A 12,462-nucleotide genomic window follows, 5' to 3' on the forward strand; every position below is an offset into this window, starting at 1 on the left:
CTATTCCTCCATAAGCCAGGTACGGATAAGCATGGCAACATCTTCGGGATGTTCCTTTGCCATAGCGACCGCATTTTCCTGAAGTTCGGCGCGCTTTCTTTCTTCGACAGACATTGTAACTTCCATACCCTGTTCCTTTGCGGCCCAAAGTGCGGCTTCACGGTCTGCCTGCTGTTTTCTAAGAAGTTCTTCTTCCCTAAGTCTGCGGCGGCGTTCAATTTCACGGCTGATAACCCTGAACAGAATAAATGCCACAAGCACAACCGCGACTCCGATAAGCGAGAACATTATGGTGCGTTTTGTCTGCTGGGCTTTACGGTAAGCATCGTCTTCCCGCTGGAATTCCTCTGTGCGGTCAAACATTACGTTGGTAACCGTAACATTGTCCCCGCGGGCCTTGTCACAGCCAATGGCATCTTCAACAAGTTTCTGTATTTTCCTGATTTCCTCTTCGGGAATAGGAGTATATACACGCATTATGCCACCGCTTTCGGTAAGCCTTAATTGTCCTGTTTCATCGTAAACTCGGTTCCATGTACCGTCAATATTCACAGAAACAGTGCGACGTCCCATGGAAGGGCTTGTTTTTTGAACAATATTCTTTTCGTTAAGGGCATTGTTTACCTTGCGGCCGGTTTCTTTTGAAGTTCCTATGACATTTGACATATCGCTGTAAACCGGCGGATTCTGTCCTTCCACTCCGGCAGGTCCTTCGGGATTGTATCCTGTTCCGGTAAACGTTTTTTCTACACTTTCTTCTGAAAGAACAAGATTGTCGCGTATATCACTGTCATCATAAGGCGTATTGGGGTTGTCGGGCTTGATTGTAACACCGTAATATTCTTTTGCAGTAGTGGTGCTCTCTGACATGTCCATTTCTATCTTCATGTTTACGACACCCACGCGCTTTTGAGAATATGTTTTTGTAAGAGACTTAAGAATCTCTCTTGTATAGTAAACTTCCTGCTCCTGGATAAGTTTCTGCTGCTTTTTTATATTATTGATGCGGTCGGTTTCGGCCATTCCTTCAAAATTGTTTATTTCAGAACCGGTCGCTCCGTCAAAAATACTGATATTTTCTTCTTTAAGTCCTTCTACGCTTCTCTGTATAAGGTGAACCAGTCCCTTGATTTTGCGCTTGTCTTCAAGAATACCGCTGGAACCGTTGGCATAAAGAACAACAGAAGCACTTGCCGGCTGCTGTTCTGAAGCAAAAAGCGTTTCGTCAGGAAGAGTAAGATTTACATTTGCCTGCTGGATATAGTCAAGGGATTCAAGATGTGACTTTAGAGCCAGTTCCTGCGAGCGCAGCCAGTTTACCTTGTCATCAAAATCATTGCGTGACCAGCGCGTAACATCAAAAAGACTGTACGCATCCATTGATTTTGGTTCAAGCCCTTCTGAAATAAGGACGGAACGGTAGCGTTTTGCAACAGACTCATCGTCAACAGAAATGTATCCGTCGGCAGAAACATAAGCTTTTACGTTGTCTTTGTCCAGCCTGAACATAATTCTGTCACGTTCAGCTTCATCCCTTACAGGAGCATTGAACAGCCGCACCGTAGCAGGACGTGATGAAAATGAAGCCGTAAGAACAACAGCCGCTACAGCCACGACTGCAATTCCTATTCCTATCCCTTTCTGAAGGGGAGTCCACTTCCCCCATTTTTCTTTTATGGTTCCAAATATTTTTTTAAACCATTCGTTCATCTGCCCCTCCCGTGAACGAATTTTTATGACACTCAGCAATAATGCATAAAACTATTTTATTTACATTAGGCAAAAACCTAAAGACACTTGCTCTATAGTATATCATGCAGAGGAGAATTTGAAAAGAGTTTTAGGCTATACACGCCGTTTTATTCAGAATAAATGCTATCTGTTCTGTGAAAGTTCCGTCCAGCCGCTTACAAGCCTGTCAATAACGGTCTGAGCCAGGTTAAGTGACATCTGTGCTTTTGCCATTGCGGTTGCAACATCATGAATATCTACGCTGTCGGGGTCTGTGATTACCTGTTCCTGGATTTTTGCTACATCAACCTGATTGGAATTCATGCGGTTAACAGCATCCATAAGAAATGTCTCAAAAGAACCCTTTTTGTTTTCAGAACCGTCAACATAAGACGAAACTGCCTGTGACAAAGGTTTTGTTCCAATATGAGCCGGATTTGATCTGTTAAGTTCAAGACTTCCTATGCTGAATTCCATTGTTTCCCCCGGAAAAAGTAATCAAGGTAGCATTCATAAACTGAAGTTTTCAGATGCTACCTCTTATATTACAACTATCTTGCGGCAATTTCCAGTGCAGCAGAGAACATTTCCTTGCTTCCCTGAATAACAGAGCTATTGGCTTCGTAAGCCCTGTTTGCACTTATCATGTCTACCATTTCGTTAACAATATTGACATTCGGATATTCGACATAACCCTTGTCGGGGCCTGACTGGATTGCATCGGGATGGGTCGGGTCGTAAACCATGCGTCCCCTTTCGGTATCCTTTACAATTTCACTTACACGCACACCTTTTCCAGGACCGTTATCCATGGAAGCGTCAACAAAAGGAGAACGCCAGACAGGATTTTCAGAAGCTACAGGCTGGACAATAACGCTCTGCCTTCTGTAAGCGCCACCTTCCTGTGTTCTTGTAGTAGTTGCATTTGCTATGTTATTGCTTATTACGTCGGTGCGCAGACGCTCTACGCTCATTCCTGTTGCTGCAATATTAATACTTGTAAAAAGTCCCATTTTTTATTCCTCCTGTAAAAGACGCTGCCCTTCCTGCTGATTTTTATACGCCCTCAACGGCTATCATATCTTTTTCATTGCAGTATTAACCTGAGAAAATTCAAAACTTTCAAGTTGGGTAAGAAGCCTGTACTGCATCTGAATCTGAACAATATTCATAGCTTCCTGTTCGGCATCAACATTGTTTCCGTTTGCCTTTGAAACTGTTGTCCAGTCAGTAACCCTGCGCGGCTCTACAGACCTCCAGTCACGCGGCATTTCGCTGCTTATATGGCGGGGATCTGTGGTTATCATGCGGAATCCTTCACCGGAATTGTCCCTTGACTCGAACGCCCGCTTGAGTTCGCTTTCAAAGTTTACGGACTGCCTTTTGTAATTGGGAACTTCGCTGTTGGCAATGTTGTTTGCCGTTACCTGATAGCGCAGGCTTGAAACATCAAGAGCCCTGTGGAGTAAATCTACTGAATTTGAAAAACTGTTCATACCCATACTAAAAGAATCGGCACGGCAAAGAAAAAAATTAGAAAAAAAAGAGCCGCCCGGTTAGGTGGACTCACTAAGGGATTTTTAACCCTTTAAAAATTCGGCATAACTTACAGCATTGTAGGTTATGCCGTTTTTGTTTATTCTGTAGGAATATAAACTGCCCCAATGAAGTTCCAATGGATGCAGATTGTCTGTTTCTTGATTCTTGTTCCCAGTACCTCTTTTCTTTCTGAGATTTATTATATCTTATTAGCCACTCCTGTTACAACATTAGTATAGCACTTCACTTTTTTGAAAAAAGATAAAAAAATATCCCAAAACCAGATGAGGTAGTCTTGGGAGGTAGAAAAATTCATAAATATATGATATAATAACGCTATATTACTGAAATATTTGAGTAAAGGAGATGCAACATGGGATTTCCAGAAGAAATTAAAAGAATCAGACAACGATGTTTTCTGACACAGCAAGATTTTGCCAAAGAAATACAGGTGGCATTTTCTACTGTGAATAGATGGGAAGGCGGTAAAGCGAAGCCTAACCTAAATGCAATGAAAAATATAAAGGAGTTCTGCCTTAAGAAGGATGTTGATTATACAGGTGTTGAAGAGGCATGGCTTGATTTTAAAGTGGAGGGAAAAAGATAATGGCTATCGATAATAAGAAGGAACAGGAACGCGATGAACTTCACAGAGCTATATGGGCAATCGCAGATGAACTTCGTGGTGCTGTAGATGGTTGGGACTTCAAAAACTATGTACTTGGCACTATGTTCTATAGATATATTTCTGAAAATATTGCGAACTATATCAACGAAGGTGAAATTGAAGCAGGTAATACTGATTTTGAATATTCAAAAATGAGTGATGACGATGCAGAGGAAGCAAGAGAAGGTCTTGTTCAGGCAAAAGGTTTCTTTATCCTTCCTTCTGAACTTTTCTGCAATGTAAGATCAAAAGCTAAGGATGATGAAAACCTTAATGAAACACTTGAAAAGGTATTCCGTCACATAGAAGAGTCTGCTAAAGGCAGTGAATCCGAATCTGATTTTGCAGGACTTTTCGATGACTTCGATGTAAACAGCAACAAACTTGGTTCAACTGTTGCAAAGAGAAATGAAAAGCTTTGTAAACTTCTTGATGGTGTAGCTGATATGAATCTTGGTGATGTTAAGAATCATGATATTGATGCATTCGGTGATGCCTATGAATACCTTATGACTATGTACGCATCCAATGCAGGTAAATCCGGTGGTGAGTTCTTCACTCCTGCTGATGTATCAGAACTTCTTACAAGACTTGGTACAGTTGGCAAGACTGAAATCAACAAAGTTTATGACCCGGCCTGTGGCTCTGGCTCACTGCTGTTAAAGGCAGAAAAAGTTCTTGGCAGAGATAAGGTGCGTAATGGTTTCTACGGACAGGAAATCAATATCACAACCTACAACCTTTGCCGTATCAATATGTTCTTACACGATATCGGTTTTGATAAATTCAATATTGCTTGTGAAGATACACTTATAGCACCTGCACATTGGGATGATGAACCTTTTGAACTAATCGTTTCAAATCCACCATACTCAATCAAGTGGGCTGGTGATGATAATCCATTACTTATCAGTGATCCTCGTTTTGCACCTGCAGGTGTTCTTGCACCTAAGAGTAAGGCTGACCTTGCATTCATTATGCACAGTCTTTCTTGGCTTGCATCGAACGGAACTGCTGCGATTGTATGTTTCCCCGGTATTATGTACCGTGGCGGTGCAGAACAGAAAATAAGAAAGTATCTTGTTGATAACAACTTTATTGATTGCGTTATTCAGTTACCTTCTAACCTTTTCTTTGGAACATCTATAGCAACTTGTATTATGGTTCTTAAGAAGAATAAGGTAGACAACAGAACTCTGTTTATCGATGCAACTAACGAATGTATTAAGGTAACAAACAACAATAAGCTTACAGCTGAAAACATGGATAAGATTGTAGACTGCTTTGCAAATAGAACAGAAACAAAGCATTTTTCACACCTTGCAACCTATGATGAAATTGAAGAAAACGACTATAATCTTTCTGTCTCAACTTACGTTGAAGCCGAGGATACAAGAGAAAAAATCGATATTGTTAAACTTAATGCAGAAATAAAAGAAATTGTCGCTCGTGAAGAGACCTTAAGAAAAGCAATTGATGAGATAATTGCGGAAATCGAGGTGGGATGATGAAGAAGGACAAGCGTGAAATCAGCATTGTTCGTTCCTCCGCTGCGGAATATCTGACATTCATAACCGCCACCGGGGAAAGCGATGTAAATGCAGTATATTGTGATGAAAATGTATGGCTGACCCAAAAAATGATGGGACTTCTGTATAATGTGGAAACGCACACCATCAATTATCACTTGAAAAAAATCTTTGCCGACGGAGAGATCGACGAGAATTCAGTTATTCGAAAATTTCGAATAACTGCTGCGGACGGCAAAACCTACAATACCAATCACTATAATCTGAGCGCCATCATTGCCGTGGGCAATAAGGTGGATTCTCCCCGTGCAGTACAGTTTAGAAAGTGGGCAAACCGTATCATTGAAGAATTTACCGTGAAGGGCTTTGCTATGGATGACGAGCGCCTGAAAAACGGCGGAACTATTCTGACAAAAGATTATTTTGAAGAACAGCTGGAACGCATCCGTGAAATTCGCCTTTCGGAACGGCGGTTTTACCAGAAGATCACCGACATCTATGCCACCAGCATTGACTACGATGCCAAGGCAGAAACGACAAGGCTGTTTTTCGCACGGGTGCAGAATCAGCTTCATTGGGCGATCCATGGCGAAACGGCGGCAGAGACCATCTATCGCCGTGCTGACAGCAGCAAAGAGAACATGGGGCTGACCACTTGGAAGGATGCTCCCAACGGCAAAATTCAGAAATTCGATGTGGTGATTGCCAAGAATTATCTGACACAGGAAGAACTTTCTGCGATAGCGAGAATCGTCAACGCCTATCTTGATTTGGCGGAGCTGCGAGCTGAGGAACAGGTTCCTATGACGATGGAGGATTGGGCAGAACAGTTCGAGGGCGTTCTTCGGCTGAGCCGAAAGGAAATTCTGACCAATGCGGGCAGCATTTCTGCCAAAATTGCAGAACAACACGCCTTGAGCGAGTTTGAAAAATATCGCATCGTGCAGGATCAGCTGTATCAAAGCGACTTCGACAGGATATTGCTGGAAGCAGATTCACATACAAAAGAGCTGCCGGAAGCGAAGGATGGCGGTGAATAAACTTTATGAGATTATCTGATGTTTTATCAAAGCCGCCCGATAAGGAATATGTTCAAATTGATGCATTTTTGCAAAACAAAGCCGGTAAAGTAGGTCAAAAGGTCGATATTTCAACTGGAACGGTCGCCCTGAACTATTTTTGCGTTTCATGCGGGGATATAAGGACTTTTTGGTCAAGTCCCAAACTCACATGTATTTTTGTGAGCAAGAATCTAATCAGTGTTGATTGTGTTTTGACCTGCGGATGCGGCGCTTCCGTACCGGTATGGTTTTTGATAGAAAGCAAAAAGGATATAACAGGTCAAGCACCTGCTATACGCATATTGAAGAAAAGCGTAAAACTATCCGATATGGTTCGTATCAACGACAAACGCTACGGGGAGTTTACTCCGTTATTAGACAAAGCTATGCAGGCATATACCGATGGATTAGGAGCAGGCGCAGTTGTATATCTGAGAAAAATTTTCGAAAAAATCACGGTGAAAACAGCGAAAGCGGTCAATATTGAGTATGCTCAATATGAAGGCGGAAACCCAAAGAATTTTTCTGATCTGTTAAAAAAGGTGGATGAAAAATGCTCGATAATCCCCAAAGAATTTTCCGCAAACGGGTATAAACTGTTTCGAGAATTGAGCGGTGTCGTTCATGGGGAGTATGATGAAGAAGCAGGATTGAAGAATTTTGAAGCCCTGCACAGGCTCGTAATAGGAATCCTTGAAAATGTAATCAATCATAAAGAGTTACTGGATGCTATTACTGTACTCGGTTGGAATGAAGAAAGAGGTGAAGATAAATGAGTAGATTAGATGAGCTGATTCAAGAACTTTGCCCAAATGGGGTTGAGTTCATCACCCTTAATAAGATATGTGGTGTATATGATGGAACTCATCAAACACCGAAATATACTGATTCTGGAATAAAATTTGCGAGTGTAGAAAACATTGAGGAACCGTATGCAACTGAAAAATACATTTCTATTGCTGATTATGAAAAGTATAAAATCAAACCACAACGTAACGATTTGCTTATGACACGAATTGGTTCAATAGGCGTATGTACAGTAATTGAAAGTGATGAGCCGTTGGCTTATTATGTTTCGTTGGCTTTACTACGTCCCGACAACAAGGTATTGAATAGCAGATATTTGAAATATGCCATTGAAAGTCTGCACTGTCGCAAAGAACTTCGCAAAAGGACACTTGTCAACGCCGTACCAATAAAAATAAATATGGGCGATATTGGGAAAATAACAGTTCCTCTACCTCCTCTTGAGGTGCAGAGTGAAATTGTCCGTATTCTGGACAATTTCACGGAGCTTACAGCGGAGCTTACAGCGGAGCTTACAGCAAGAAAGAAACAGTATGAGTTTTATAGGGATGAATTGTTGAAACCGGCAAGTGAAATCAAAACTGTACCACTGGCTGATATAGCAGATATAAGCACAGGCAGTAGCAATACAAACGAAGGTTTAGACGAGGGTAAATATCCTTTCTTTGTTCGTTCACAAGAGGTTCGAAGGAAGAATGAGTATGAGTTTGATGAAACAGCTATCATCACAGCCGGAGATGGCGTCGGTGTTGGTAAGGTGTTTCATTATGTAAAAGGTAAATATGCCCTACATCAGAGAGCCTATCGAATTCATATAAACAATGATGATGTGTTGCCAAAATATTTCTTCTACTATATGAAATCAGCATTTATGCCCTATATTGAAAAGACAATGTTTCAAGGTTCTGTTCCGTCAATAAGGAGACCTATGCTGAACGCATTTCCTGTTCCTGTTCCTGCATTGGACGCACAAAAGCGTATTGTTGAGTTTCTTGATAACTTCGAAAAGATATGTAACGACTTAAATATCGGTCTCCCTGCTGAGATTGAAGCAAGACAAAAGCAGTACGAATTTTATCGTGATGCCCTCTTGACATACGCCGCAACCGGCAAGATAATCTTGACAGACAGACAGACAGACAGACAGACAGACAGACAGACAGACAGACAGACAGACAGACAGACAGACAGACAGACAGACAGACGAGCTTAATGCGCTGATTCGGCTGTGTCAATATGTTTTTGGTACTGTTGTCATTGAACTTGGCACTATTGGAAAAGTATCTATGTGCAAACGAATTATGAAGGCGGAAACAAGTGCCGACGGCGATGTTCCGTTCTTCAAGATTGGAACATTCGGCAAAGAACCGGATGCCTATATTTCCAGGGATAAATTTGAGAAATACAAGGCAGCTTACTCTTATCCGAACAAGGGCGATATTCTGATTTCTGCGGCTGGCACAATCGGCAGAACCGTTATATTTGATGGCGAGGACGCTTACTATCAAGATTCCAATATCGTTTGGATTGCAAATGATGAAAGCATTGTTTTGAACCGTTATCTGTACTATTGCTATCAGCTTCAACCGTGGAATGTTTCTACTGGCGGAACAATTTCAAGGCTTTACAATGATAACATAGCTAAGGCAAAAATTTCTGTTCCCTCTATTGAGGAGCAAAAACGCATTATATCTATTCTTGACCGCTTTGATTCTCTTTGCAACGATATTTCAAACGGTCTGCCTGCAGAAATAGATGCAAGGCAAAAACAATATGAATTTTACAGAGATAAACTGCTTTCTTTCAAACAGTTATAATCTCAAAAGGAGGTGTTTTGTATGCCATATTTCAATATCGTGGCAGCTACAAGTGAAAATACAGTTGTTACCGAATATGAGCCTGTGAAGGCACGTTCTAGCAACTATCAGTCAGAATCTGAACTTGAAAAAGAATTTATTCGTATGCTTACTGAACAGGGGTATGAATATCTTCAGATACACACAGAAAAAGATCTGATTGAAAATCTTCGTAATCAGCTTGAACGATTGAATGCTTATCAATTTTCTGCATCGGAATGGGATAGATTCTTTAAGGATTCTATTGCCAACCAGAATGAGGGAATCGTTGAAAAGACACGCAAAATCCAGGAGGATAATGTTCAGGTCTTAAAGCGAGATGACGGAAGTACAAAGAATATTACGCTTATAGATAAGAAGAATATCCACAATAACTATTTGCAGGTTATCAATCAGTATGTCATCGGTACTGCACAGGGGGCAAAGCATGACAATAGATACGATGTAACAATCCTTGTAAATGGTTTCCCTCTTGTTCATGTTGAATTAAAACGCAGAGGTGTGGCTATCCGTGAGGCTTTCAATCAGATTAACCGATATCAGAGAGATTCGTTCTGGGCAGGAAGTGGTCTGTTTGAATATACACAGATTTTTGTTATCTCAAACGGAACTAATACCAAGTATTATTCAAATTCCACTCGCTTCAATGCCATTAAGGATGTAAATGCTGCACAGGGTACAAAGAAAGGTAAAACAAGCAACAGCTTTGAATTCACATCATTCTGGGCAGATGCAAACAATCGTGTTATCCCTGATTTGATTGACTTTACAAGAACATTCTTTGCAAAGCATACGATTCTTAATATCATTACCAAGTATTGCATATTCACTTCTGAAAATATGCTTATGGTAATGCGACCATATCAGATTACTGCAACCGAACGTATTCTGAATCGTATTGAGATTGCTAATAACTATAAAAAATATGGTGATGTTGCCGGAGGTGGATACATCTGGCATACAACAGGCTCAGGTAAGACTCTTACATCATTCAAAACTGCAAGACTAGCTTCATTGCTCCCTTACATTGATAAGGTGCTCTTCGTAGTTGACCGTAAGGATTTGGACTACCAGACAATGAAAGAATATGACCGTTTTGAAAAAGGTGCAGCTAACAGCAATACTTCTACTGCTATTCTTAAAAAGCAGTTGGAGGACAGCAACGCTCACATCATCATTACAACTATTCAGAAGCTTGCGACATTCATCAAGAAAAATAAAGATCACGAAGTTTACAACAAGCACGTAGTAATCATTTTTGACGAATGCCATAGAAGTCAGTTTGGTGATATGCACGCAGCTATTGTAAAAAGCTTTAAAAAATATCACTTATTCGGTTTCACAGGAACACCAATCTTTCCTGCAAATACCGGAAGTATCCGTAAGCCACAGTTCTTCACAACAGAGCAGACTTTCGGTGACCAGTTACACACTTATACTATTGTTGATGCCATCAATGATAAGAACGTTCTCCCGTTCAGAGTTGACTATGTTAAGACAATGGATATGGGTGAGGATATCGATGATGAACAGGTATGGGATATTGCTCGTGAAAAGGCTATGATGGCACCTGAACGTATCAAGCTTGTGACTGAATACATACTTAACAACTTTGACAGAAAAACATATCGTGGTGATAAAACATATATATACAACACCCTTACCAATATTTCAGAAGTTGCATCCGGCAAGAATGGTGCTGTAGAAGAAATCAAACAGAAACAACGAGTAAGTGGATTTAACTCTATCTTCGCCGTTGCATCTGTTCCAATGGCAAAATTATATTATCAGGAATTCAAGAAACAGATGGAGGCAGACCCTACGAAGAAACTTCGTATTGCAACCATCTACAGTTATGGTGCAAATGAAGCCGAATATGATGAAGGCACAAGCGGTATCCTTGATGAGGAAAACTCAGAAGATACATCAGCACTTGACCAGTCATCAAGAGATTTCCTTGATATGGCCATCAAAGATTATAACGAGATGTTCCATACGAACTACTCGACAGACAGCGACAAGTTCCAAAATTACTATAAAGATGTTTCTCTTCGTATGAAGAACAAGGAACTTGATTTGCTCATCGTTGTAAATATGTTCTTAACAGGCTTTGATGCAACTACATTAAATACACTATGGGTAGATAAGAACCTGAAAATGCATGGACTTATTCAGGCATTTTCAAGAACAAACAGAATCCTTAATTCAATCAAGACATTCGGTAATATCGTTTGCTTTAGAAACCTTCAGAAACGAGTTGATACTGCTATTTCTCTTTTCGGTGATAAGAACGCAGGCGGTATCGTTCTGATGAAAGGTTTCAAAGATTACTACTATGGTTATGAAGGAATTGATGGAAAGCAGTATCCGGGTTATATGGATATGATGGATGACTTAACATCTAAATTTCCACTTTCAGAGCCACAGATTATCGGTGAGCAGAATCAGAAGGATTTTATATCATTATTTGGTGCAATTCTTCGTATGAGAAACCTTTTATCTGCATTTGACGAATTTGCAGGTAAAGAGATGATTTCTGAACGTGATTTACAGGATTATCTTGGCAGGTATCAAGACTTGCGAGATGAATGGAACGAAAGACGCAAGCGTGGTGAAATCACAGATATTATCGATGATATTGTCTTTGAAGTTGAACTTATCAAGCAGATAGAAATCAATATCGATTATATCCTTATGCTTGTAAAGAAATACCACGATAGCCACTGTGAAGATAAGGAAGTGCTTGTCACAATCAAAAAGGCTATTGATGCCAGCCCTGAACTTCGTAGCAAAAAGGCACTTATCGAAACATTCATTGCCGGAATCAATGATGTTGAAGATGTAATGACAGAATGGCATGACTATGTAGCCGAAAAACGTGAAGAAGAACTTGTTCAGATTATTAAAGATGAAAAGCTAAAAGAACCTGAAACAAGAAAGTTTATTGAAAATGCATTCCGTGATGGTGAAATCAAAACCACAGGTACAGACATAGACAAACTTATGCCACCTGTATCTCGTTTTGGTGGTGGCAACAGAGATGCCAAGAAGCAAGGTGTCATTGACAAGCTTAAATCATTCTTCGAGAAGTTCTTCGGTGTTGGCGGCTCATTCACTGCTGATACACATAAAACTGTGAGCTATGCTGATGTTGTATCAAATCAACCATTGATGATGGTAGCTGAAGATACTGCAACTTATGGAACGAAGAAGGATGGTGAATAAATAGTGAGTGATGCATTTACTTTGTTAAGAAACAAAAAATAAGGACA

Annotated in this window: 11 protein-coding genes; 7 read left to right on the plus strand and 4 right to left on the minus strand. The window is 40.5% G+C overall.

The features are described from left to right. From fliF to flgB, 4 genes are all read right to left on the minus strand, one after another. Complete coding sequence (gene fliF / locus IWA51_RS08140) at window positions 1-1,710, minus strand: flagellar basal-body MS-ring/collar protein FliF (RefSeq protein WP_177528964.1); 1,710 nt, start codon at window positions 1,708-1,710, stop codon at window positions 1-3. Window positions 1,711-1,875: 165 nt separating this feature from the next. Then, on the minus strand, window positions 1,876-2,208 hold the full coding sequence (gene fliE / locus IWA51_RS08145) for a flagellar hook-basal body complex protein FliE (RefSeq protein WP_198442058.1): 333 nt from the start codon (window positions 2,206-2,208) through the stop codon (window positions 1,876-1,878). A 74-nt stretch (window positions 2,209-2,282) separates the two neighbouring features. Continuing rightward, window positions 2,283-2,744: a flagellar basal body rod protein FlgC gene (gene flgC, locus IWA51_RS08150; protein WP_177528966.1), complete on the minus strand. Its 462-nt coding sequence runs from the start codon at window positions 2,742-2,744 to the stop codon at window positions 2,283-2,285. Between the two features lie 63 nt (window positions 2,745-2,807). Then, window positions 2,808-3,227 (minus strand): flagellar basal body rod protein FlgB, encoded by a 420-nt coding sequence (flgB, locus tag IWA51_RS08155; protein ID WP_198442059.1) that lies wholly within the window; start codon window positions 3,225-3,227, stop codon window positions 2,808-2,810. Between the two features lie 416 nt (window positions 3,228-3,643). On the opposite strand from flgB, the gene IWA51_RS08160 reads away from it, so the two are divergent. Genes IWA51_RS08160 through IWA51_RS08190 form a run of 7 tightly spaced genes read left to right on the plus strand, consistent with a single transcriptional unit; the run spans window position 3,644 to window position 12,415 of the window. Next, window positions 3,644-3,877, plus strand: a complete 234-nt coding sequence (locus tag IWA51_RS08160; RefSeq protein ID WP_198442060.1) for a helix-turn-helix domain-containing protein — start codon at window positions 3,644-3,646, stop codon at window positions 3,875-3,877. Beyond that, window positions 3,877-5,445 carry a type I restriction-modification system subunit M gene (locus tag IWA51_RS08165; protein WP_198442061.1) on the plus strand — a complete coding sequence of 523 codons (1,569 nt, stop codon included), beginning with the start codon at window positions 3,877-3,879 and terminating at the stop codon, window positions 5,443-5,445. The genes IWA51_RS08160 and IWA51_RS08165 overlap by 1 nt, the downstream gene beginning before the upstream one ends. Further along, on the plus strand, window positions 5,442-6,506 hold the full coding sequence (locus IWA51_RS08170; RefSeq protein ID WP_198442062.1) for a virulence RhuM family protein: 1,065 nt from the start codon (window positions 5,442-5,444) through the stop codon (window positions 6,504-6,506). Before IWA51_RS08165 ends, IWA51_RS08170 begins: the two co-directional genes overlap by 4 nt. A gap of 5 nt (window positions 6,507-6,511) precedes the next feature. Continuing rightward, window positions 6,512-7,303 (plus strand): hypothetical protein, encoded by a 792-nt coding sequence (locus IWA51_RS08175; protein WP_198442063.1) that lies wholly within the window; start codon window positions 6,512-6,514, stop codon window positions 7,301-7,303. Continuing rightward, complete coding sequence (locus IWA51_RS08180) at window positions 7,300-8,547, plus strand: restriction endonuclease subunit S (RefSeq protein ID WP_198442064.1); 1,248 nt, start codon at window positions 7,300-7,302, stop codon at window positions 8,545-8,547. Before IWA51_RS08175 ends, IWA51_RS08180 begins: the two co-directional genes overlap by 4 nt. Window positions 8,548-8,590: 43 nt before the next feature. After that, window positions 8,591-9,151, plus strand: coding sequence for a restriction endonuclease subunit S (locus tag IWA51_RS08185; protein ID WP_268969669.1), 561 nt, complete (start codon window positions 8,591-8,593; stop codon window positions 9,149-9,151). Window positions 9,152-9,172: 21 nt separating this feature from the next. After that, complete coding sequence (locus IWA51_RS08190) at window positions 9,173-12,415, plus strand: type I restriction endonuclease subunit R (protein WP_198442066.1); 3,243 nt, start codon at window positions 9,173-9,175, stop codon at window positions 12,413-12,415. Window positions 12,416-12,462: the final 47 nt, after the last annotated feature.

Source organism: Treponema peruense, assembly GCF_016117655.1.
GTDB lineage: Bacteria > Spirochaetota > Spirochaetia > Treponematales > Treponemataceae > Treponema_D > Treponema_D peruense.

Excerpts from the sequence above, each read along its gene's own strand:
- fliF (WP_177528964.1), bottom strand. The coding sequence starts at position 1,710 with ATGAACGAATGGTTTAAAAAAATATTTGGAACCATAAAAGAAAAATGG.
- fliE (WP_198442058.1), bottom strand. The coding sequence starts at position 2,208 with ATGGAATTCAGCATAGGAAGTCTTGAACTTAACAGATCAAATCCGGCT.
- flgC (WP_177528966.1), bottom strand. The coding sequence starts at position 2,744 with ATGGGACTTTTTACAAGTATTAATATTGCAGCAACAGGAATGAGCGTA.
- flgB (WP_198442059.1), bottom strand. The coding sequence starts at position 3,227 with ATGAACAGTTTTTCAAATTCAGTAGATTTACTCCACAGGGCTCTTGAT.
- IWA51_RS08160 (WP_198442060.1), top strand. The coding sequence starts at position 3,644 with ATGGGATTTCCAGAAGAAATTAAAAGAATCAGACAACGATGTTTTCTG.
- IWA51_RS08165 (WP_198442061.1), top strand. The coding sequence starts at position 3,877 with ATGGCTATCGATAATAAGAAGGAACAGGAACGCGATGAACTTCACAGA.
- IWA51_RS08170 (WP_198442062.1), top strand. The coding sequence starts at position 5,442 with ATGATGAAGAAGGACAAGCGTGAAATCAGCATTGTTCGTTCCTCCGCT.
- IWA51_RS08175 (WP_198442063.1), top strand. The coding sequence starts at position 6,512 with ATGAGATTATCTGATGTTTTATCAAAGCCGCCCGATAAGGAATATGTT.
- IWA51_RS08180 (WP_198442064.1), top strand. The coding sequence starts at position 7,300 with ATGAGTAGATTAGATGAGCTGATTCAAGAACTTTGCCCAAATGGGGTT.
- IWA51_RS08190 (WP_198442066.1), top strand. The coding sequence starts at position 9,173 with ATGCCATATTTCAATATCGTGGCAGCTACAAGTGAAAATACAGTTGTT.